This is a genomic window from Burkholderia sp. IMCC1007, from assembly GCF_027257875.1.
Classification (GTDB): domain Bacteria; phylum Pseudomonadota; class Gammaproteobacteria; order Burkholderiales; family Burkholderiaceae; genus Burkholderia.
This window is the reverse complement of the sequence record NZ_JAPVQY010000020.1, coordinates 94853-117288: the sequence shown is the minus strand read 5'-3', so window position 1 is coordinate 117288 and position 22436 is coordinate 94853. Positions and strand designations below refer to the sequence as shown.

Below are 22436 nucleotides of genomic sequence, written 5' to 3'. Positions count from 1 at the left end.
CTTGAGCACCGCGCTGGCAATCTCGGTGACGTTGAGCGTCTGGAAGATGCGCCAGTCCGACGAGAGCTTCAAGCGCGCCAGACCTGGCTCGATCACGGCCGAATAGCGCGTGCGACGAAACCCCGTGTCCCCCTGCTCGAACGACGATACCGTGCCATGCACGTAGCGCACCGGCCGCGCGCCTTGCCAGATCGTCAGCAGGCCGTTGTGGTCGAGCACCCGTCCGAAGTCGATCGCGGCGTTGCCGCTGGCCAGTTCGACCTCCAACAGGAAGGTCTCGGACAACCCCTCATGCAGCGTGAACTCGACGACCTCGAATGGTTCGTCGCCGACAGCAAAGGTAAAGCGCAGATCGGATTGGATAGCCATAGTCGGGCTGCTCGCTGAATGCCAAGCGGCAACGATCGACTATTGCGAAATCGATGTCTATTGGACGAATCCGAAAATGGAGTGTCTTGCGATTTTGCCACAGGGCAATGCAGTACGAGAAACGGCGTACCGCATTGCTGGCCGCGTCAGCCAGTGTGCCGCCAGCGATCGACGCCAGCGCATCACAACGCCGCCACCACGCATCAGAACGAGTGTTCCGGGCCCGGGAACGAGCGGTCCTTCACCGCACGCACATAAGCTTCGACGGCTGCCTGGATGTTCGGCTGCCCCTGCATGAAATCCTTCACGAAACGCGGGCGCTTGCCGGGGAAAATGCCGAGCATGTCGTGCAGCACCAGCACCTGCCCCGAGCACTCGAGGCCCGCGCCGATGCCGATCGTCGGAATCTTCAGCATGTGCGTGACTTCGGACGCGACGAGCGTCGGCACCGCTTCGAGCACCACGAGCTGCGCACCGGCATCCTCGATCGCGCGCGCGTCGCGCAACAGTTGCGCGGCGCCGGCTTCCGTGCGGCCCTGAACCTTGAAGCCGCCGAACGCATGCACCGACTGCGGCGTGAGGCCGAGGTGCGCGCACACGGGCACCGACCGTTCGACGAGGAAGCGGACCGTGTCGGCGAGCCATGCGCCGCCTTCGAGCTTCACCATCTGCGCGCCGGCACGCATCAGCGCGACCGAATTCGCGAATGCTTCGGCCGGCGTGCCGTACGTGCCGAACGGCAGGTCGGCGACGATGAGCGCACGCGGCTGCGCACGCGCGACGCACGCGGTGTGGTATGCGATGTCTTCGAGCGACACCGGCAGCGTCGTCGTATGGCCTTGCAGCACGTTGCCGAGCGAATCGCCGATCAGCAGCACGTCGGTGCCCGCACGGTCGAGCAGCGCGGCAAAGCTCGCGTCGTAGCAGGTGAGCATCGCGATCTTCTCGCCGGCCTCGCGCATTGCCTGCAGCTTGGGCACCGTCACGGCAGGCCGGCTCGACTCCTGGAGATAGGTCATGGGGAAATCCGGTTCGATAGGGGAAAAACGACAGGCGAGCGCGCGTCAGCGCGGCGTCTCGCCCTTGACGAAGAACTCCTTGCGGCCGCGCATCGTGTCGATGCGCTCGATCAGCAGCGCGAGGTCTTCGGGGGAATCCAGCGGGTTCAGGTGTTCGGCAGCGACCGTCAGCACCGGCGTGCGGTCGTAGTGATAGAAGAATTCGTTGTACGCGTCGACGAGCGAGCGCAGGTACGCATCGCTGATCTGCAGCTCCATCGGCAGCCCGCGCTTCTGGATGCGCGAGAACAGCACTTCGGGGCTCGCCTGCAGGTAGACGACGAGATCGGGCGCAGGCGCCTGCGGCACGTCGACGTGCGTCGCGATCGACCGGTACAACTGCCATTCATCTTCCGGCAGGTTCAGGCGCGCGAAGATGTCGTTCTTCTGCGGCATGAAGTCGGCGATGACGGGGCGGCCCGTTTCGAGCGCACCGATCAGCTCGCGCGCCTGCTGCGCGCGCTCCAGCGCGAACGACAGCTGCACGGGCAGCGCGTAGCGCGCGGTGTCGCGATAGAAGCGCTCGAGGAACGGGTTGTCCTGCGGGCGTTCGAGCAGCGTCTGCATCGACCAGCGCTCGCCGAGCAGGCGCGCAAGCGTCGTCTTGCCGACGCCGATCGGGCCTTCGATCACGAGGTAGCGGTACGGGGCGCGCAGGTCGGGCGCGGTGACGGTCAGCGGAGTCGGGTTCATCGGCAGGGGTTCTTGTCGGCGTCTGCGCCGGCGGCAAGGGCCTTCTGCATCAGGCATTGACAGGTCTGCACCTTCTCGACGCGTTGATCCGCGACGGCGGCGAGATACGCATCGGCACGGCCGCGCGCGGGGATGTCGAGCGCCGGCTCGATCTCGACGAGCGGCACGAGCGCGAACGCGCGATCGGTGAGGCGCGGGTGCGGGACGATCAGATCGGGTTCGTCGATCGAATCGGCGCCGAACAGCAGGATGTCGAGGTCCAGCGTGCGCGGCGCGTTGCGATACGGACGCTCGCGCCCGAAGTGATGTTCGATCTTCTGGCAGAGCGCGAGCAGCTCACGGGCCGACAGCGTCGTGTCGAGCTTGACGACGCAGTTGTAGTAATCGTCGCCGCCCGCTTCGAAGGGCGCCGTGCGATACAGGCTCGATTTGCCGAGGATCGAGATGGTGCGCTGCTGCGCAAGGCACACCACCGCGTCCTTCAGGGTCTGGCGCGCATCGCCGAGATTCGCCCCCAGTCCGATATATGCAACCGTCATGGCATCACTTCCTACGTCGTTCGCCGGCGCGCGCGTCAGTCGTCGGAACCGCCTGCGGTGTCCGGCGCCTGCTCGGCTGCGCCTTCGCCTTGCTGGCGGTTTCGCGCGCCGCCGCGGCGGCGCCGCTTGCGGGGCGATTTTTCCTTCGAGCCGCCCTGCGTGAGGAGTGCCTCACGCGCGGCTGCGTCGCCATCGATGAAATCCGTCCACCACTGTCCGACTTCGGCGTCGAGCTCGCCGGATTCGCAGCGTAACAGGAGGAAATCATACCCCGCTCTAAACCTTTGGTGTTCCAGCAGCCGCATCGCGCTGCGGCCCGAGCGTTTTTCGAGGCGCAACTGCAGGCCCCAGATCTCGCGCATGTCGGCCGAGTAGCGCTTGTGGATCGCGAGCTTCTCGGTCTGCATGTCGATCACGTCGTCCATCGCGCGATGGAGCGCCGGCACCGGGATTTCGCCTTCGGCCGTGTATTGCTCGAAGCGCTGGCGCATGTCGTGCCACAGCAGCGTCGCGAACAGGAAGCCCGGCGACACCGGCTTGCCGGCGCGCACGCGCGCGTCGGTGTTGTTCAGCGCGAGCGTGATGAACTTCTCGCCCTGCGGCTGTTCGAGCACGACGTCGAGCAGCGGCAGCAGCCCGTGGTGCAGCCCTTCCTTGCGCAGTCGCTGCAGGCATGCGAGCGCGTGGCCCGACAGCAGCAGCTTCAGCATTTCGTCGAACAGGCGCGCGGCCGGCACGTTGTTGATCAGGTCGGCGAGCGCGTGGATCGGCTCGCGCGTGTGCGGCTCGATCTCGAAGCCGAGCTTCGCCGCGAAACGCACGACGCGCAGCATGCGCACCGGATCCTCGCGGAAGCGCGTGGCCGGATCGCCGATCATCCGCAGCAGGCGGGCGCGCACGTCGGCCATCCCGTCGTGATAGTCGAGCACCGTCTGCGTCGACGGGTCGTAGTACATCGCGTTGATCGTGAAGTCGCGGCGTGCGGCGTCCTCGTGCTGTTCGCCCCATACGTTGTCGCGCAGCACGCGGCCGCTCGCGTCGACCGCGTGCGTGCGGCGATCGAGTTCGTCGCGCTTCAGGCGCCTCGGCGGCTCGGTCGTGGCCGCGGCCGCCTCGGGCGGCGCGTCGACCAGCGCGCGGAACGTCGACACTTCGATCAGTTCCTGGCCGAACTGCACGTGGACGATCTGGAAGCGGCGGCCGATCAGGCGTGCGCGGCGGAACAGGCGCTGCACCTCGGTCGGCGTCGCGTCGGTCGCGACGTCGAAATCCTTCGGTGCGATGCCCAACAGCAGGTCGCGAACCGCGCCGCCGACGATGAATGCACGAAAGCCCGCCTGTTGCAGCGTGTCGGTCACGCGCACGGCGTTTCTCGAGATCAGCGACGGATCGATGCCGTGCACGCTCGCGGGCACGACGGTCGGCGCGTGATTGCTGCGCGGCTTCTTCGCGCCGCCGCGGCTACCCTTCGCGGGGCGCGATGCAGCGGGAGCCGGTTCGTCGGCGGGAGACTCGGTGGGCGAGGTGGGTTCGGCGTCGTCCTGGCCGAGCAGCTTGCGAATGAATTTTTTGATCACGACGTTCAGAAAAGATCGAGGATGCGCCAGCCGCGGTCGCTTGCATGCGCGCGCAGGGTGTCGTCGGGGTTGGTCGCGATCGGGTCGGTGACTTTCTCGAGCAACGGGATGTCGTTGTGCGAGTCGCTGTAGAAGTAGCTGTGTTCGAAGTCGTCCCAGCGCTTGCCGAGCGACGCGAGCCACGCTTCGGTACGCACGATCTTGCCTTCGCGGTAGCTCGGCGTGCCCGTGGGCCGGCCGGTGAACGGCGAATCGGGATGCCCGTCGGTGGTTTCGACCTCGCATGCGATCAGCGTGTCGACGCCGAATGCGGTGGCGATCGGACGCGTGATGAATTCGTTGGTCGCGGTCACGACGCAGCAGAGGTCGCCGGCATCGAGGTGCTTGCGCACGAGTTCGAGCGCGGCGGGCGTCATTGCGGGACGGATCACTTCATGCATGTACTGCTCGTGCCATTGCGCGAGTTGCGCACGCGAATACTTCGCGAGCGGCGTGAGCATCGCGCACAGGTACGCATGGATGTCGAGCTTGCCGGCCTTGTAGTCGGCGAAGAACTGATCGTTCTGACGCGAGAAGCTTTCCGCGTCGACGATGCCGAGCTTCACCATGAAGCGGCCCCATTCGTGGTCGCTATCGGTCGGGATCAGCGTGTGATCAAGGTCAAAGAGTGCCAGATTAGTCATGGAAGCGCATTTTACTCGAAGCGGTTCGGGCCTGTGCCCGGTGGTGCGATGTCGTCGCCGGGACGGGCCAGCATCCGGCGCAGCAGCGGCAGCGTGACGGCGCGTTTCTGCTCGAGCGAGAAGCGGTCGAGCGCGTCGAGCAGCGCCATCAGGCTCGGCATGTCGCGGCGGAAATGGGTGAGCAGGTAGGCGGCGATGTCGTCGGTGAGCGCGATGCCGCGCTCCTTCGCCGCGAGCTTGAGCACGGCGATCTTGCCGGCATCCGACGGCGGCGACAGGTGGAACACGAGCCCCCAGCCCAGACGCGTGCGCAGATCCTCGCGCACGTCCAGCGCGAGCGGCGCCGCGGGGCCTGCCGCGACGAACGCGCTCGACGGGTGCGCGCGGACCTCGTTGAACAGGTTGAACAGCGCGACCTGCTGCGCGTCGCTCATCCGGTCGCAGTCGTCGATCGCGTAGATGCCGATGCGCGGGTCGAACGTGAACGCGCCGAGCGGGCTTTGCGGCGTGAGATAGCGCGCGTAGCCGTACGACGCGTCGCTGACGAGCGCCTGCAGCAGGTGGGTGCGGCCGCTGCCGGGCTCGCCCCAGATGTAGAACGATCGATCCGGCACGGGCCCCGCCGCGAGTGCGAGGTCGAGCTTCTGGAGCCGCGAGATGAGCTCGTCGTTCTCTTCATTCATGATGAAGTTGTCGAACGTGGCGGGCGGCGGCGTGCCGAGATCGAGCGTCAGTTGACGGGACACAACAGTCACAATGCGGGTCGGTTGAAAAAACGCGTGCCATACGCCGGGCACGCGCGCGGGGATGCCGTTCGGGTGTCTGCACGCGCGGCCGTACGCACGGCGGCACGCGCGTTTCGGCGCGGCTCGCGTAGCGATGAAAACGGGGACGTGTCGACCAAGATGCAATCCCTGACGATTCGGTGCTGGGAATTCCGGCCAACGGGCCGGCTTCGGGTAAAATCGCATTTTACCGACCTTCTCGCATTCCCCCATGAATCCTCCGAAATCCGCTCCTGACGCTCAGGGTCTGTCCTACCGCGACGCAGGCGTCGACATCGACGCGGGCGACGCCCTCATCGACAAGATCAAGCCTTTTGCGAAGAAAACCCTGCGCGACGGCGTGCTCGGCGGCATCGGCGGGTTCGGCGCGCTGTTCGAAGTGCCGAAGAAGTACAAGGAGCCCGTGCTCGTGTCGGGCACCGACGGCGTCGGCACCAAGCTCAAGCTTGCCTTTCATCTGAACAAACACGACACCGTCGGCCAGGATCTCGTCGCGATGAGCGTGAACGACATCCTCGTGCAGGGCGCCGAGCCGCTGTTCTTCCTCGACTACTTCGCGTGCGGCAAGCTCGACGTCGACACGGCCGCAACCGTCGTCAAGGGCATCGCGCACGGCTGCGAACTGTCGGGCTGCGCGCTGATCGGCGGTGAAACGGCCGAAATGCCGGGCATGTACCCCGACGGCGAATACGACCTGGCCGGCTTCGCGGTCGGCGCGATCGAGAAGAGCAAGATCATCGATGGCAGCACGATCGCCGAAGGCGACGTGGTGCTCGGCCTCGCATCGAGCGGCATCCACTCGAACGGCTTCTCGCTCGTGCGCAAGATCATCGAGCGCGCGAACCCCGATCTGTCCGCCGATTTCCACGGCCGCTCGCTGGCCGATACGCTGATGGCGCCCACGCGCATCTACGTGAAGCCGCTGCTCGCGCTGATGCAGAAGCTGTCGGTCAAGGGCATGGCGCACATCACCGGTGGCGGCCTCGTCGAGAACATTCCGCGCGTGCTGCGCGAAGGCCTCACCGCCGAACTCGACCAGAACGCATGGCCGCTGCCGCCGCTGTTCAAGTGGCTGCAGGAGCACGGCGGCGTCGCCGACGCGGAAATGCACCGTGTGTTCAACTGCGGGATCGGCATGGCCGTGATCGTGTCGGCGGCCGATGCCGACGCCGCGATTGCCGACCTGACCGCCGCCGGCGAACAGGTGTGGAAGATCGGCACCGTGCGTGCGAGCCGCGAAGGCGAGGCGCAGACGGTCGTGGTCTGACGCAACACGCAATGCATGCAGCAGGGAAAGCCGCTCGGAGTCGATCCGGGCGGCTTTTTTTCGGGGTGCCGCTCCGGTCATACGCTGACGATTTTCCGCAAGAAGGATGGTCGCCGGCAGCTGGCGCGGGATGCGAATCTCGTGACGCTCGTGCACTGAGTCGTGCACTGGAGCGCGTGCGTCAGGCTGTTGCGCGGCCGTCGAGCACGCGTTCGAGCGCATCCAGCGCGTGCGCCGTCGCGTCCGGCGCAATGCAGTCGACGACGATCCGCTCCGGCATCGCCCGCAACCACGTGATCTGCCGTTTGCACAGCTGGCGCGTCGCGAAGATGCCCTTGTCGCGCATGGTCCGGTAGTCGGTGTCGCCGTCGAGGAATTCCCATGCCTGCCGGTAGCCGACGCAGCGCATCGACGGCAAGCCGAGGTGCAGATCCTCGCGGCGACGCAGCCGTTCGACTTCGTCGATGAAGCCCGCGTCGAGCATCGCGTCGAAGCGTTGCGCGATGCGCGCATGCAGCGCCGCGCGGTCCGACGGTTCGAGCGCGACCGGCACGAAGCGGTAAGCCGCGGCCGCATCGTCCACGGGGCGCGGCGCGGCGAGCAGCGCCGACATCGGCTGCCCGCTCAGCATGAACACTTCCAGCGCGCGCTGGATCCGCTGCGAATCGTTCGGCGCGAGGCGCGCGGCGGTGGCGGGGTCGACCTGCGCGAGCCGTGCATGCAGCGCGGGCCAGCCGTCGCGCGCGGCGTCGGCATCGAGTTCCGCGCGCACGGCCGGATCGGCGGTCGGCAGGTCGTTGAGCCCCTGCGTCAATGCCTTGTAGTACAGCATCGTGCCGCCCGCGAGCAGCGGCGTGCGGCCGCGCGCGGTGATCTCGCCGATCAGGCGCAGCGTGTCCGCGCGGAAACTGGCCGCCGAATACGAGTCGGCCGGGTCGATGATGTCGATCAGATGATGCGGCACGCGCGCGCGCTCGTCGCGCGTCGGTTTCGCGGTGCCGATATCCATGTCGCGGTAGACGAGTGCCGAATCGACGCTGACGATCTCGATCGGGCGGCGCGCGGCGAGCGCCAGCGCCGCGGCCGTCTTGCCCGAGGCAGTGGGGCCGAGCAGGCAGGCGATCGTCGTCGGTTGGATCTGCGGTGAAGCGTTCATTGCCCGCGTAGGAAGAGGCGGTCGAGATCGTTCAGCGTGAGCTGATACCACGTCGGCCGGCCGTGATTGCACTGGTCCGCGCGTTCGGTCGCTTCCATCTGGCGCAACAGCGCGTTCATCTCGTCGAGCGTCAGGCGCCGGTTCGCGCGCACCGCGTGGTGGCACGCGAGCGTGCCGAGCAGTTCGTGCTGGCGCTCGGTGAGCACGCGCGAGCCGCCGAATGCGTGCAGGTCGGCGAGCACCGCGCGCGCGAGCGACTGCAGGTCTGCATCCTTCAGCAACGCGGGCACCGCACGGATCGCGAGCGTCGTCGGCGACAGTACCGCGAGGTCGAAGCCGAGCGATTCGAGCGTGTCGCGCTCTTCCTCGACCGTGCCGATCTCGACCGGCGTCGCCGTCATCGAGATCGGCAGCAGCAGCGACTGCACGGCCACCGAACGGTCGGCGAGCGCGTTCTTGAACTGTTCGTACAGGATCCGCTCGTGCGCCGCGTGCATGTCGACGATCACGAGGCCGTGCGCATTCTGCGCGAGCACGTAGATGCCGTGGATCTGGCCGAGCGCGAAGCCTAGCGGCTGCTCGTCATGCGGGCTGGCGGCGATCGGCGATGCGGTGAAGCCCGGCAGAGGCGCGGCCGGCGCACCGGCCGAATCGTGCGCGACGACGGTCGTGCCGTCCGGCGTGCCCGCGCCCGTATCCTTGCGGCCGAACAGCGCGTCGTAGAGTGCGAGCGGCTGCGCGACGGGCAGCGTGCCCTGCGTCATGCGCGCCTGGCGCATCCACGTGTTGCCCGCCGACGATGACGACGACGGCGACGAGAAGCCGCTGGCGCCCGAGCCGGTGGCCGCGCCCTGGCCGAGCGGCGTATTCAGGAACGACGCGGGGCCGGCGGGCGCCGGTTCGAGATGCGCGGCATGGCCGCCCGCGGTGGTTTCCGGCGACGCGCCCGCATGGCGGGCCAGTGCGCGCTGCACCGCGTGGAAGACGTATTGGTGGATCGAGCGCGAATCGCGGAACCGCACTTCGATCTTCGACGGGTGCACGTTCACGTCGACGGCTTCGGGCGGCAGGTCGAGGAACAGCACGTACGACGGGTAGCGGTCGCCGTGGAGGACGTCCTCGTACGCCGCGCGCACCGCGTGCGTGAGCAGCTTGTCGCGCACGAAGCGGCCGTTGACGAAGAAATACTGCTGGTCGGCGCGGCCGCGGCTCGCGGTCGGCAGGCCCGCGCAACCGTAGACGGCGAGCGGCCCGGCCTGCTCGTCGAGCGGCAGGTGCGCGGTGGCGAAGCTGTCGCCGAGGATCTTCGCGACGCGCTGCGCGGGCTCCGTCGCGTTCCAGTGCTCGACGGCCTTGCCGTTGTGCAGCACGGAGATCGCGACGTCCGGCCGCGCGAGCGCCGCGCGGCGAATCATTTCGAGGCAATGGCCGAACTCGGTCTGCTCGCTTTTCAGGAATTTGCGGCGCGCGGGCGTGTTGAAGTACAGCTCGCGCACCTCGATCGTCGTGCCCACCGCGCCGGCCGCCGGCGACAGCGCGCCGGTGGTCGCATCGATCTTCGTCGCATGCGCGACGTCGGCCGTGCGGCTCGTGATCGACATCTCGGCGACCGATGCGATCGACGCGAGCGCTTCCCCGCGAAAACCCAGCGTGGCGACCGCTTCGAGCTCCTCGAGCGAGCGGATCTTGCTGGTCGCGTGGCGCATCAGTGCGAGCGGCAGCTCGTCGGGCGGGATTCCACAGCCGTCGTCGGTGATCGAGATGCGCTTGACGCCACCTTCTTCGAGGACGATGCGCAGCGTCGTCGCGCCGGCGTCCATCGCGTTCTCGAGCAGCTCCTTGACGACCGACGCCGGGCGTTCGACGACCTCGCCCGCCGCGATCTGGCTGATCAACTGGTCGGGCAGGGGCTGGATCGCGCGCAGCGGGCGCGGAGCGGGGGCGGGCGCGGCGCCCGCGGCCGTTTCGGTGATTTCGGACATGGCCGAATTATAACGAGGCGGCGGATGCCTGCCGGCGCAGCCGACCGTTACGTTTTTTCACGGAGCCTTAAGGTAGTTTCGGTATCATGGCTCCGTGGCGCGCCCCGCCTTGTGTGGCGGGCACCTTCGCCTTTTCGGCCGCTCCGGCCCTTTCGCCTTCGAGGAATCGCATTTGGATACGCTGCTTCATTTCGTCAATCTGGTCCTGCACATCGACGCGTTCCTCGGCGATTTCATCCGGCAGTACGGCGCATGGGTGTACCTGGTGCTGTTCCTGATCGTGTTCTGCGAGACCGGCCTCGTCGTGTTGCCGTTCCTGCCCGGCGATTCGCTGCTGTTCATCGGCGGCGCATTCGCGGCGTCGGGCGACATGAACGTCGGCGCGCTGATCGTGCTGCTGCTGGTCGCGGCGATTTCCGGCAATACCGTGAACTACCTGATCGGCCGCTGGATCGGGCCGAAGGTGTTCAATACGCATATCCCGGTGCTCGAGCGCTTCCTCGATCGCGCCGCGCTGCAGAAAACCCACACGTTCTACGACAAGCACGGCGGCAAGACCATCGTGCTCGCGCGCTTCATCCCCGTCGTGCGCACGTTTGCGCCGTTCGTCGCGGGCGCGTCGTCGATGAGCGCCGCGCGCTTCCAGCTGTTCAACGTGATCGGCGCCCTGTTCTGGGTGCTGCTGCTGGTGCTGCTCGGCTACTTCTTCGGCAATATCCCGTTCATCCGTCAGTATCTGAACGTGATCGTGCTGGCAGGGATCGGCGCGGCGATCGTGCCGGTGGTGCTCGGCGGCCTGTGGAAGATGGTGCGCGGGCGGCACGCGGACCCTACGCAGAAGACGGGCGGCCGCTGACGCGGCGCGTTTCTCTTCGGCGCATCAAAAGCGTGGCGGGTGCCACGCTTTTTTTTCGCCTTCGATTCCGGCAATTGCCGATGGGCCATGCCGTCACGCGTTGCGGTGGGAGAGCGGCGTTTCGGGCGTCGGATATCCGGCCTCGCGGAACGTCTCGAGGATCACGCGGTTCGTGTCGCAGTACACCTGCCAGTAGTTCTCCGGCTGCGCGGACGGGCGCACGAACAGCAGCGGGCCTTCCGGCGTGAACTGCAGCACGCCGATGTCCGGTGCCGGCGTTTTCATCACGTTCGGGATCAACTGGATCTGCGTCTTCAGGCGGTTGATCGCATCGGCCGCATCGACGCCGTTCGCGATCTTCGCGGTCAGGTCGACGCGGCGATGCGGCGTCGCGCTGTAGTTCGCGATGTTGTCCGAGAAGATCTTGTTGTTGCCGACGATCGTCACGACGTTGTCGGCGGTGATGATCGTCGTGCCGAACAGGCCGAGCTCCTTCACCGTGCCGGTGACGCCGCCCGCGCTGATCACGTCGCCGATCTTGAACGGGCGCAGCACCTGCATGAACACGCCGGCGGCGAAGTGGGCGAGCAGGCCGCCCCACGCGGTGCCGATCGCGAGGCCGAGACCGGCGAGCAGTGCGGCGAACGACGTGGTCTGCACGCCGAAGATCTGCAGGATCGCGAGGATCAGCAGGATCGTCAGCAGCACGCCGACGACCGAGGTCAGGTAGTCGGTGAGCGTCGGGTCGACCTTGCCGCTGCGGCGCACGACCCTGCCGAGCAGGCCGGTGCCGATGCGGATCGCCCAACGGCCGACGAACCACAGCACGATCGCGGCAAGGAGATTCAGGCCGAAGTCGAGGCCGCGGGTCATCAGGAATTGCTGGGCGGTTGCCAGGTTCGGCATGGGAGCTCCTAAATGGAAAGGGCCGGCTGGCGGCTTTTTGGACCGATGGTTATAACCGAAGAGAAGGCGCTCGATGATGAAAGAGTGTTAAAGGCCCGGCGCAAAAAAGCCCGCATTGCCCGAATGTCGAATGATCGTTTGGGCAAAATATTCCATGAACGGTGCGCGCGTTCAGTGGTGCATGCCGGATAATGCTGCCGAAATTGTCACTATCCAAAGCCTTAATTCTCGATCATGGCGACACAAAAAAACGGGGTTCCGCGCTGCGTGCTGATTACGGGTGCCACGGGCGGCATCGGTTCGGCGCTGGCGGAGGAATACGCGCGAGCCGGTACGGCGGTGCTGATTCTGCACGGCCGCAATACCGCGCTGCTGCAGCGGGTGAGCGATGCGTGCACGGCGCTCGGCGCGCGCGTCATCACGGCCGCATTCGACGTGCGCGACCACGATACGCTGCGCAACTGGGTCAGCGAGATGAGCGAGACCGAAGCGCCCGATCTCGTGATCGCCAATGCCGGCGTCAATATCAACACCGGCCCCGGGCATCAAGGCGAAGCGTGGGATGACATGCACCGTCTGCTGGACGTGAACGTCAAGGCCAGCATGGCCACCGCGCATGCCGCGATGCCCGCGATGCGCGCGCGCCGCGGCGGCCAGATCGCGCTGATCAGTTCGCTCGCCGCATGGCGCGGATTGCCCGAGACGCCGAGCTACAGCGCGAGCAAGGCCGCGGTGAAGGCGTACGGAGAGGCGATGCGCGACGGGCTGGCAGCCGAAGGCGTGAAGGTCAACGTGATCATGCCCGGCTATGTCGAATCGCAGATGTGCTTCGATATGCCGGGCCCGAAGCCGTTTTTGTGGAAAGCGCCGAAGGCGGCGCGCGTGATCCGCGTCGGCCTGAGTACCAATCGTGCGCGAATCAGCTTTCCATTCCCGCTGAATCTCGGGTGTTTCCTGCTGGCCGGATTACATCCGGCCGTGTCCGGCTGGTTCCTGAGCCGGCTGGGTTACGAGTAAGCGTGAGCTTGCTCGGGCGCGGTGCGGATCATCCCGATCGGCGCCGCCTGCGCGGCAGGACGCTGCAACAGTGCCTGTGCGGCCACGCGCAGTGCATGAAGGCGGCTCGGGTCGCCGGCCAGCGCGCATAGCGCTTCCACCCAGCTTTGCGGATCGTTGTCGAGCAGCAGGCCGTTCTCGTCGTGCCGAATCACCTCGCGATACGGGCCGGCGGCGGCATACAGCCCTACGGCCCGGCAGCGCGCGATGTCGTAGGCCTTCACATGCGCGCGGGCCGCGTTGAATTCCGACGGCAGCAGCGGGGCGAGGCCGATATGGCCGTCGAGCAGCCGGCAATGGCCGCGGTAGTTTGCCCAGTCCATCGGATGCACGACCCGTGTGCGCGGCAGGCCGCGATACAGCACGTTCACCGCATGCGAGCCGATCAGCTCGAAATGGACGTTCGAACAGCGCGCGAGCACTTGCGCGATGATCGGCTGCAGCCACGAGATCTCCGCTTCGTGGGCGGCGCTACCGTGATAGAACACGAGGATCGGCGATTCCGCCGATGCATTGCGCACCCGCTGCGTGCGCGCATCCTCGGGCAGCGCGCGCGGCGTCACGAGCGTTGCCGCACGGTCCGGATAGCGATCGCGCAGCGCCTGCGTCGAAAACCAGTATTCCGTCGCGAGGTCGCGGATGTCCTCGGTATGCGCATGGCAATACTTGCGGAGTTTTTTTACGTACGGCCCCGGCAAGCCGTTCCACGACCGTGGATGCAGCAAGTCGTCGTCCATGAAATAGACGATGCGTGCCAGTTGCACGCGATGAATGCGCAGCGCCCGCGCCCATCGCGCATTCAGGTAGCGGATGATGATGACCGCCGTCCCCGGTGCGAGATCGCCCGGCTCCGGAGCCGCGCTGTCCAGGTTCCTGTAGACGATCGGCAGCCCGAGCTCCCGCAGGCGCGGCAGCACGTAATAATCCGTGGACGGATTTTCGCCTTGATGCAAAACCAGCCAGCGCTGCACCGCCGTGTTGTGACGGAGGTGAGACGGGCCGTGCGCCAATTTTCGGTATAGGAGCCTGCGCAACATCAGGATTTAAATACGTGTGGTTGGTCGGTGCGCATCGTCGCAGCTCATGGTGAATCGGTCCCGACATGAGCTGCGACTTTGTTTTTTGGTGGTTCAGGGATTTTAAAGACATTTGACTGTGCGTGCATTACCAAAGATTTCAAATTTAAATGGGGCCATCGTCGTAACGATTTAAATCCGCAAACCGACGGCGTTTATGCAGGTGGTGCGACGCGGTGTCGCGCGTGCCGCTCGGGGCCGGCCAGCGGCGGGAAGGCAGCTTCCGAGTGAATAAATCGGATTTCCGGCGGCGTCGAGCGGCCAGCCCGCTAAAATACCGGCCACGAGCTGGCCGGGTAGCGGCGAACGGTGGACAAGTACGATGCGATTGCGCGAGCAGCGCGGCGAAATGCGCGCCAATCACGTGAATTGTGTCCACGATGAGCAATGCTGCTGCCGCCGTCGGGCTGCGTGAAGCGATACTCGACTGCCCGCTCGACATGAAGAACCATGAGCACACCGATATTCCATCATTCCGGCTTCGCGGCAAAACCCTCCGCTTTCGGCAATTGCCGGATCGCGCGGGCGCTTGCGGCCATATTTGTCGAGGCTCGTGTCTTTGACTGATTTTTCTGTTGCCCGGGGCGAAGTGGCCGGACAGGCGCTGCCCGATGCGTTGGCGGGTTCGCGGCCGATTGCCTATACGCAGGCGCCCGGCGTGAACCGCATCCCGACGCTCGCCGCGTTGCTCGACGATTTCCAACTGCACTACCGGTCCGTCGGCCAGCCGGTGGCCGGCGCGGGCGTGCTCGCCTGGGGGCGCCGTCCGAGCGCAATGGCAGCGCAGCGCTATGCGCAGAAGCACGGCCTCGCCGTCTATCACATCGAAGACGGCTTTTTGCGCTCCGTCGGACTCGGCAAGGACGACCCGCCGCTCGCAATCATTTTTGACGATGTCGGGCTTTATCTCGATGCGAGCCAGCCGTCGCGGCTCGAGTCGCTGATTGCACAGCCGTTGCGCGACGACCAGATCGTGCGGGCTCGCGCGCTGGCCGCGGCGTGGCGGGATGGCCGCGTGTCCAAGTACAACCATAGTCGCGACCTGGGCCGTGCACTGCCCGACGGATGCGTATTGGTCGTGGACCAGACGCGCGGCGACGCATCGATCTCCTGCGGTCTCGCCGATGCGTCCAGCTTCCACCGGATGCTGGAGGCCGCGCTGCACGAGCATCCCGATCGCACGATTCTGCTCAAGGTTCATCCCGACGTCGTGTCCGGTCGCAAGCACGGCCACTTCGATCTCGACGCCGTGCGCGCGATGCCGCGCGTGCAGGTGCTGGACGACAACGTGCATCCGGCCAGCCTGCTGCCGCTGGTGCACGAGGTGTACACCGTCACGTCGCAACTCGGCTTCGAGGCGCTGATGTGGGGTTTGCCGGTGCGCGTCTTCGGCATGCCGTTCTATGCGGGCTGGGGGCTGACGCGCGACGCGCTGCCGGCGCCCGCGCGACGTGGTGCGGCCACGCTGGAACAACTGGTTCACGCGGCGCTGATCGATTACTGCCGCTACGTCGATCCGGAAACCGGCAAGCGCTGCGAGGTCGAGACCGTGCTGGCGTGGCTCGCGTTGCAGCGCCGGATGCGACAGCGATTCCCCGTCGATATCGATGCGTTCGGCTTTTCCGGCTGGAAGAAGGACTACGTGCGTCAATTCTTCGGCGGCAGCGTCGTTCGTTTTCGCTGGCGCGTGCCGCGGGCGATCGACCGCGCCGTTGCCACCTGGGGGCGCAAGCTCGACGATCGGCTCGCGCCCGCGTTGCCCGCGACGCAAAAGGTCATCCGCGTCGAGGACGGCTTCGTGCGCTCCGTCGGCCTCGGGGCGGACCTGACACGTCCGCTGTCGTGGGTGCAGGACGACATCGGCATCTACTACGACGCCACGCGGCCTTCGCGGCTGGAAACGCTGCTCGCGCAAACCGCGTTCACGCCCGAACTGCTCGCGCGCGCGGCGGCCCTGCGCCAGGCCATTTGCGACGCGGGCATTACCAAGTACAACCTCGCCGGACACGCGAACTGGATTCGTCCGGAGGGCAGGCGCGTCATTCTTGTACCCGGACAGGTGGAGACCGATGCGTCGATCCGCTTCGGTGCGTCCGGCATTCGCGGCAATATGGATTTGTTGCAGGCCGTGCGTGCCGCCAATCCCGACGCGTATCTGCTGTACAAGCCGCACCCCGACGTGATGGCCGGCCTGCGCAAGGAGGGCAGAGGGGAAGACGATGCGGCGCAGTGGTGCGACGAGACGATCGGGTCAGTGTCGTTTCACCAGCTGCTCGGCAGCGTGGACGAAGTCCACGTGCTGACGTCGCTGGCCGGGTTCGAAGCGCTGCTGCGCGGCGTGAAGGTGGTGACCTATGGGCAGCCGTTCTATGCGGGCTGGGGTGTGTCGCACGATGCGGGGTTGACCGAGCCGGTGCGTCAGCGGCGCAACCGTGTGCTGACGCTCGACGAACTCGTTGCCGCCGCGCTGATTCTGTATCCGACGTATGTGAGTCGAACGACGAGACGCTTCACCACGCCGGAGCGTGCGCTGCAGGAACTCGTCGAATGGCGCGCTACGCCGCGGGTGCCACGTTGGCGGCACTGGGTTGCACGGGTGTTTCGGGAGGCTTAGCGACCGGGCGCCTGCCTGCCGGCTCGATGCCGCTGCCTTTCAACGAACCGTAGATCGGAACGTTCGACCGCAGCGCGCGATCGAGCCGCGGCGGCGGATCGACGAAGGCGCCGTGGCCATTGACCTCGTCTTTCAACACGCGGCGCACGATTTCGACGCACGCTGCGTCGCGGCCCGCACGGTTGTAGAACGAGCCATGTATCTGGATGGTGGCGGCAATCGCGGCCACGAAGTCATTGAGCAGCGGCTTATTGACGCGCTCGGGTGCGGTCCAGAACGATTCCAGCGAACCCTGGTGCGTGAGCCCCGCGATGTCGTACATGGCCATGCCCAGCACTTTCACCGGGCAATTCGCGCGCAATGCATGCAGGCCCACGGTCGAATTCACCGCAATGACCCCCTTGCTGTGTTTGATCGTGCGCTTGAGGTCGCAGTCCGACACGGCAATGACGCGCGACGCCACGTCGTAGCGTTTTGCCGTGCGTGCGACGAACTTCTCCCAGCGTTCCATGCCGTTGTCGAGCGGATGCAGCTTGATGATCAGCGAGCCGTCCTGTGGAGCATGCTGCGCGAACGACGAAATGACTTCCTCGATCACTTGCCGCTGATCGCTGTACGCGGAATTGGCGCGCAGCTGGTAATCGGCCTGCATTTGCAGCGCGAGCATCCAGTAGCGAGCGCCCGAGTGACGCAATACGTCGGCGGCGGCGACCCGCGCGGGTTCCTTCAGGCGCTGGCCGATCATGCGCGGCAGCCAGCGCAGATAGTCGAGTAACGGCAGGTAATATTTGTCGGTGCGATAGAGCGGGAAAAAATATGGCACCAGCGAGGTCAGGAGGTTATAAAGCACCTCGTTGAATGCTTCTTGCCCGAAACTGTGCGAATAGTGCTTGGTGTCCGGTTTGAATGGTCCGACACGGCGGGCGATTGCGCGGATCGCCTTCGGGTCGGTCGGGAAGTGTGACAGCGTGCCCATGCCGCCGCGCTCGAGGGTGAGCCAGTCGGGGCGCAGGTAGCCGAATTCGATCGAGTACGTGCGGATGCCGAGCGACTCGGCCACCTCGCGCGCGACCGCGTGATAGGGCAGCCGGTCGGCAAAGTAGAAGATGTCGGTGATCTCGTGCCGCACCAGGTAGTCGCGCAGAAAATCCGCCCAGCGGCTAAAGCGGCCGCGGTAGTTCACCGCGCCCGGTTTGCGCCAGTACGCCCAGTCCCCCAGGGAAAGATTGATCCGATGCGTGCGCACGAGTGCGGCATCGAAGTGGTCGCTCAACTGACGCCAGAAAAGCGAGGGAGGCCCCTGGAGAAATAGTATGGATCTGCGCATGTTTGATACTTCTAGGTTTTTCTAGTCTTCCTCTGGCCGTGAATTATAATCGCGGATCCAAAGTTGCGTCATGGATAAGGCAGGTAGTGAAGAAGTGGCGGCTAAAATCGTTCAAAAGGGGAGTTGGCGTGCTGCCACGGCCTGGCTTTTAAAGGGCCAGGTGGTCGGTAATGCCAAGGCATGTGTAGCGACTGTCGTGCTGACGATGCATGATGATCGCACGCACGCGTTAAAAGTCTTAATCAGCAGTAAGGGCCATATCGAGGAGCTGGCCAAGACTCCCGCAGCCGTGCGCACTGTCCATCTGATCATGGACAACGATGAAAGCCCCGTACAAGTTCGATTTCTTCAGCATCGCCGTCTGAGTTCTGCAGAGTACCGCTTGCGGCAGCTCTGGCGGGCGGCGAACACGTTGTACAAGCATCCGCTGCGGCGTTGCGCCCGCGCAGGGCTGACGCCAGTCACGCTTTTTCGCGATCTTGATCACGCATACGACGTGGCGTGCCGCTTTCGCGCGAACGTGTATCGCGCAGGCTACGCAGGGTGGTATCAGGAGTTCTATGCTATTACCCCGGCCGACCGCGCCTTGATGGTTCGCCGAGCGAAGCGTTGGCAAGATTTACCACTATTTAATATTTCGCTTTGGGTCGGCCGGGACACTACGCAGGCTGATATCGATGCGACGCGAGCCAGTTTGCAGGCGCAAACATATCAGCACTTTAAAGTCGTGGTGCGAAACGATCTCCCGGATCATTTAACTCGATTGGTTTCGACACCGGTCGCTGAGAATTCCTGGCACCTCGTTATCCGGGCTGGAGTGACACTCGCTGAGCAGGCGCTGTTTTGTCTCGCGGATGCTGTCATCAAGACACCCGATGCCGCTGTCGCTTATGCCGATCACGACGTCGTAGGTGCTGACGGCCAGTTGTGCGATCCCGTTTTCAAACCGGACTGGTCTCCTGAGTTGCTGCGTTCCACTAACTATATCGGCGACGCCTTTGTCTGGAACGGACGGTATGCGGATCGCCTGCACGCATTCGGCGAGGATGTGACAGGTGCCGACGTCATGCATGCTTTGCTGTTGGCGCTGAGCGAACTGGGCTCGCCGATGGTTCATGTGCCCGCACCGCTCTGGCATATGACACCCCGGGATGAACACGACGATGGCGCGGGGACGGTTCGTGCGGTGGCCGCGCATCTGCGGCGCATGGGCGTGCCGGCTGAAGTCGAGAGCACGGGGCCGGGCCGTTGCCGGGTGCGTTATCCGGTAGCCGAGCCGGCACCGTTGGTCAGCATCGTCATTCCTACGCGCGACCAGTTAGGGCACCTGCGCCGTTGCATCTCCAGCGTGCTGGAAAAGACGCGCTATGGGCCGTATGAAATCCTCGTTGTTGATAATCAAAGCATCGAACCCGATACGCTGGCTTACCTGCAGAGCTTGGAGCAGGTAGCCAATGTTCGGGTGTTGCCGTTTGATGAGCCGTTCAATTACTCGCGCATCAACAACATGGCGATCGCCGAGGCGAAGGGCGAGCTGGTGTGTCTGCTCAACAACGATACGGAAGTGATTTCGCCGGGGTGGTTGGGGGAGATGGTGGGGATGTTGTTGAGTGCGAGTGGCAGCGTGGGGATTGTCGGGGCCAAGCTGCTGTATGGCGACGGTACGGTGCAACATGCCGGCGATACGGTGGGTCCCGGCGGATGTGCGAATCATTTGCATAGCGGGATAGGGCCGGACGAGCCAGGTTACGCAGGTAGGGCGCTGGTGGCGCAGGATTTGTCGGCGGTTACGGCAGCGTGTTTGCTGACGAAGAAGTCCACATATCAGGCAGTCGGTGGTCTTGACGAGATACGTCTAAAGGTGGCCTTTAATGACGTGGACTACTGTCTGCGCGTACGTGAAGCGGGATTGCGAGTGGTGTGGACCCCGCACGCCGTGCTGTATCACCACGAGTCTGTTTCCCGTGGCAAAGATGACACGCCTGCTCGGCGGCGTCGCTTTAAGGCGGAAGTGGATCATATGCGTAAGCGTTGGGCACATCTAATGCATCATGATCCCTACTACAATCCGAATCTTAATTATCAGCAGCCCGATTTCTCCTTGGGTGCTACGCCCGATATTCCGCGGCCCTGGGTAATGCGCAATCGCCTGAGCGCGCTATAGCAACAGACGGATCGTCGAATCGAGTTTTCGTGCCAGATTTTTTGAATTGCGTGAAATTATAAAGAACGCCGAGAAATGAATATCAATAGCATCAAGAATAATAGACTTTTCCTAGGCATGGTCGTGTTGCCCATGATACTGGCTATCGCATATTACGCGTTTCTGGCGCGTAATCGCTACGTCAGTACGTCCGAAGTGGTGGTGCACAAGGTAGGTTCCAACGAAGACGCGGCGGCATCGCAGATCTCCGGCTTGGCTGTATTGATGGGCGGCGGTGCTCTTAGTTCGAGCGCGGAAACGCTATACGTGCGGGAGTTTATTATTTCGCAAGATATGTTGGATATCTTGCAAAAAAAGCTGCAATGGAGTCAGCACTATTCCGGGCATACTGCGGATCTGTGGTATTACCTGTCGCCGGGAGCTTCTCGAGAAGAGATACTGAAGTACTATCAAAAAATGATTCGGGCGCAGTACGATGAAACGACTGGGCTGCTGACCGTTTCGGTAGATGCCTTTACGCCAGATTTTGCAAAGCAAACCTTGTCGGTAATCATTTCTGAAAGCGATAAATTTGTTAATGATATATCCCATCGCTTGGCGCGGGAGCAGGTGAATTTCGCTGAAGATGAAGTGGCGCGAGCTCACTTGGCCTTTGAGGGAAAAAGAAATGCGTTGCTTAAATTCCAGGGCGCCAGCAACATGCTTGATGCGCGTCAAGCGGCAAAGGCCCGGAACGAAGTTATCACTGCCTTGCAAGCCGATCTCGCGAAAGAGGACACGGTATTACGTGCGCTGAATGCAAATTTCAGCGCAGACAGTCCGCGTGTCCGTCAGCAAAAAATAAAAATTCAAGCAATCCAGCAGCAAATTTCTGCGGAGCAAGCCAAGTTGATCGCGAAAAATTCGGAGAATGAGACCAACGTTGCGGCGTCCAAGTACCAAGCGTTGGAAATCGAGGCTGGGATTGCTGAGGATGCGTATAAAGGCGCTGTCGCTTCCATGAACACCGCGCGAATCGAAGCCGCGAAAAAGCTGCGAAGTCTGGTCGTTGTCGTTAATCCGAATATGCCGGAGGAGTCTTTGTTCCCGAGGCGACTGTATAGTCTCTTTACGGTTCTGGTGATTCTTTTGCTGATATACGGAATTACGCGCTTTGTCATCGCTACGATTAAAGATCACCAGGATTAAGGGGCGGGAAGTGATTGATATGCATAAGAGAAATATTCTTTCGAAGCGTGGATGCCATTTGCGTCTCGGCTTGTTTTTCAGCGGATTCGTATTCTTGGCCGGTTGCCAAACATTGTCGGGAAGCGGTCCCCGTGTTGGCCAGATTACGGCCGAGAGTAATGTTCAAAGCGCGGATTTTCCGTATCAGCTTATCCCGCTAACGCCGCAAAACGTTGCCGCTTATGCGCGTCGGCCTGACGGGGAGCCGCTCAAGCACATCGTATATCCATCTATGATGGATGTGAGGTTGATGCCTGGCGACGTTCTCAGGGTAATGATTGCCGACGATAGTGGAGAGGCTGCCGTGTTTGCGCCGTTAGCTCAAGGCGGGACGGTCTTCGATAAGGTACTGGTGGACGCATATGGTGCAATATCCCTTCCTTATCTTGGGAAGAAAAAGGTTAGTGGAGTCAGCCTGTCCGAAGCAGAGGACATTATCCGTCGCGGCCTTAAAGGGCGGGCTGGCGAACCGCAGGTCCATGTGGAGTTGGTCAGTGATCTGTCTGGTTCGGTCCTTGTGGCCGGCGCAGTCAAGAACCCAGGGCGCTTTTCTAAGCTGAAGGGTCCGTTGACATTACTGGATGCGATTAATCAAGCCGGCGGCCCGGTTCTCGAACCATATTTGATCAACGTTGCACTTCGCACGGGCAAGACCGTACAGACGTTCAATTACCAAGATCTTTTGGCAGGTGGAAACGTTCCGGTCCCACCGAACTCTGAAATCGTACTGGACCGCGCGCGGAAGCGATTCGTGGCTATGGGTGCCGTTGGCGATCCCGGTCTGCACGATTTGCCCTCAGCGGCGCCTAGCCTGCTGGAGGTGCTGGGCTCCGTGAAGGGGCTAAGCGAGAGGAGCGCCAATCCTAGCGGCGTATTTGTGTTCCGGCTCTCCGATCGAGACGAAAGCGGAAAGAAAACCGCTCAGGTTTTTCATGTGGACATGCGGGAACCAGCATCGATGTTTTTGGCAAAAGATTTCTTGATCTTGCCGGATGACACTGTTTATGTAACTAACGCGGCTGTGTATGAGATGCAGAAAATCATTACGCCAATTGTCCAGGTGTTGTTGCTGGGTCAAAGAATAGATTCATTTTAACGAGG

General features: G+C 63.7%; 20 protein-coding genes and 1 pseudogene. 9 read left to right on the top strand and 12 right to left on the bottom strand.

What is annotated here, in order from left to right:
* The 7 genes from O1Q03_RS19080 to hda form a co-directional block, all read right to left on the bottom strand.
* A partial coding sequence (locus tag O1Q03_RS19080; protein ID WP_269505388.1) for a contractile injection system protein, VgrG/Pvc8 family occupies nt 1-369 on the bottom strand: 369 nt, incomplete at its 3' end.
* A 203-nt stretch (nt 370-572) separates the two neighbouring features.
* Nucleotides 573-1388: a 3-methyl-2-oxobutanoate hydroxymethyltransferase gene (gene panB, locus O1Q03_RS19075; protein WP_269505387.1), complete on the bottom strand. Its 816-nt coding sequence runs from the start codon at nt 1386-1388 to the stop codon at nt 573-575.
* 45 nt (nt 1389-1433) lie between these two features.
* Nucleotides 1434-2120: a deoxynucleoside kinase gene (locus O1Q03_RS19070; RefSeq protein WP_269505386.1), complete on the bottom strand. Its 687-nt coding sequence runs from the start codon at nt 2118-2120 to the stop codon at nt 1434-1436.
* A complete protein-coding gene (gene folK, locus O1Q03_RS19065) occupies nt 2117-2659 on the bottom strand; it encodes a 2-amino-4-hydroxy-6-hydroxymethyldihydropteridine diphosphokinase (protein WP_098549683.1) in 543 nt (180 codons plus the stop codon). Before folK ends, O1Q03_RS19070 begins: the two co-directional genes overlap by 4 nt.
* 35 nt (nt 2660-2694) lie before the next feature.
* Nucleotides 2695-4236, bottom strand: coding sequence for a polynucleotide adenylyltransferase PcnB (gene pcnB, locus O1Q03_RS19060; RefSeq protein WP_269505385.1), 1542 nt, complete (start codon nt 4234-4236; stop codon nt 2695-2697).
* 5 nt (nt 4237-4241) lie between these two features.
* Nucleotides 4242-4919: an HAD family hydrolase gene (locus O1Q03_RS19055; protein ID WP_269505383.1), complete on the bottom strand. Its 678-nt coding sequence runs from the start codon at nt 4917-4919 to the stop codon at nt 4242-4244.
* 11 nt (nt 4920-4930) lie between these two features.
* A complete protein-coding gene (hda, locus tag O1Q03_RS19050) occupies nt 4931-5665 on the bottom strand; it encodes a DnaA regulatory inactivator Hda (RefSeq protein ID WP_014897999.1) in 735 nt (244 codons plus the stop codon).
* Nucleotides 5666-5915: 250 nt separating this feature from the next.
* Between hda and purM the strand changes: the two genes are divergently transcribed.
* Both purM and O1Q03_RS19040 read left to right on the top strand, forming a co-directional pair.
* Complete coding sequence (gene purM / locus O1Q03_RS19045) at nt 5916-6971, top strand: phosphoribosylformylglycinamidine cyclo-ligase (RefSeq protein WP_269505380.1); 1056 nt, start codon at nt 5916-5918, stop codon at nt 6969-6971.
* Between the two features lie 69 nt (nt 6972-7040).
* Nucleotides 7041-7130: pseudogene (locus tag O1Q03_RS19040) on the top strand (DUF4440 domain-containing protein); the annotation flags it as partial.
* 22 nt (nt 7131-7152) lie between these two features.
* Here O1Q03_RS19040 and miaA read toward each other — a convergent pair.
* Nucleotides 7153-8127, bottom strand: a complete 975-nt coding sequence (gene miaA / locus O1Q03_RS19035; protein WP_269505379.1) for a tRNA (adenosine(37)-N6)-dimethylallyltransferase MiaA — start codon at nt 8125-8127, stop codon at nt 7153-7155.
* Nucleotides 8124-10109 (bottom strand): DNA mismatch repair endonuclease MutL, encoded by a 1986-nt coding sequence (gene mutL / locus O1Q03_RS19030; RefSeq protein ID WP_269505378.1) that lies wholly within the window; start codon nt 10107-10109, stop codon nt 8124-8126. Before mutL ends, miaA begins: the two co-directional genes overlap by 4 nt.
* A gap of 172 nt (nt 10110-10281) precedes the next feature.
* Between mutL and O1Q03_RS19025 the strand changes: the two genes are divergently transcribed.
* Nucleotides 10282-10965, top strand: coding sequence for a DedA family protein (locus O1Q03_RS19025; RefSeq protein WP_269505376.1), 684 nt, complete (start codon nt 10282-10284; stop codon nt 10963-10965).
* A 93-nt stretch (nt 10966-11058) separates the two neighbouring features.
* Here the strand turns inward: O1Q03_RS19025 and O1Q03_RS19020 are convergent, their stop codons facing one another.
* A complete protein-coding gene (locus O1Q03_RS19020) occupies nt 11059-11871 on the bottom strand; it encodes a mechanosensitive ion channel family protein (protein WP_269505375.1) in 813 nt (270 codons plus the stop codon).
* Nucleotides 11872-11883: 12 nt separating this feature from the next.
* Between O1Q03_RS19020 and O1Q03_RS19015 the strand changes: the two genes are divergently transcribed.
* Both O1Q03_RS19015 and O1Q03_RS19010 read left to right on the top strand, forming a co-directional pair.
* Nucleotides 11884-12063, top strand: a complete 180-nt coding sequence (locus O1Q03_RS19015) for a hypothetical protein (RefSeq protein ID WP_269505374.1) — start codon at nt 11884-11886, stop codon at nt 12061-12063.
* A gap of 42 nt (nt 12064-12105) precedes the next feature.
* The gene (locus O1Q03_RS19010) at nt 12106-12888 is read left to right on the top strand and encodes an SDR family NAD(P)-dependent oxidoreductase (RefSeq protein WP_269505373.1); all 783 of its coding nucleotides are present in this window, start codon (nt 12106-12108) and stop codon (nt 12886-12888) included.
* Here O1Q03_RS19010 and O1Q03_RS19005 read toward each other — a convergent pair.
* Nucleotides 12879-13844 (bottom strand): hypothetical protein, encoded by a 966-nt coding sequence (locus tag O1Q03_RS19005; RefSeq protein WP_269505371.1) that lies wholly within the window; start codon nt 13842-13844, stop codon nt 12879-12881. The two genes, O1Q03_RS19010 and O1Q03_RS19005, sit on opposite strands and share 10 nt — an antisense overlap.
* A gap of 718 nt (nt 13845-14562) precedes the next feature.
* Between O1Q03_RS19005 and O1Q03_RS19000 the strand changes: the two genes are divergently transcribed.
* Nucleotides 14563-16617, top strand: a complete 2055-nt coding sequence (locus O1Q03_RS19000; protein WP_269505370.1) for a capsular polysaccharide biosynthesis protein — start codon at nt 14563-14565, stop codon at nt 16615-16617.
* Here O1Q03_RS19000 and O1Q03_RS18995 read toward each other — a convergent pair.
* Entirely contained in the window at nt 16559-17890 is a 1332-nt protein-coding gene (locus O1Q03_RS18995) for a capsule biosynthesis protein (protein WP_269505368.1), read from the bottom strand. The two genes, O1Q03_RS19000 and O1Q03_RS18995, sit on opposite strands and share 59 nt — an antisense overlap.
* Before the next feature lie 124 nt (nt 17891-18014).
* Here O1Q03_RS18995 and O1Q03_RS18990 point away from each other — a divergent pair, with 124 nt between their 5' ends.
* From O1Q03_RS18990 to O1Q03_RS18980, 3 genes are all read left to right on the top strand, one after another.
* A complete protein-coding gene (locus tag O1Q03_RS18990) occupies nt 18015-20108 on the top strand; it encodes a glycosyltransferase family 2 protein (RefSeq protein ID WP_269505367.1) in 2094 nt (697 codons plus the stop codon).
* A 75-nt stretch (nt 20109-20183) separates the two neighbouring features.
* Nucleotides 20184-21296, top strand: a complete 1113-nt coding sequence (locus tag O1Q03_RS18985) for an ABC transporter permease (protein WP_269505366.1) — start codon at nt 20184-20186, stop codon at nt 21294-21296.
* Between the two features lie 19 nt (nt 21297-21315).
* Nucleotides 21316-22431 carry a polysaccharide biosynthesis/export family protein gene (locus tag O1Q03_RS18980; protein WP_269505394.1) on the top strand — a complete coding sequence of 372 codons (1116 nt, stop codon included), beginning with the start codon at nt 21316-21318 and terminating at the stop codon, nt 22429-22431.
* Nucleotides 22432-22436: the final 5 nt, after the last annotated feature.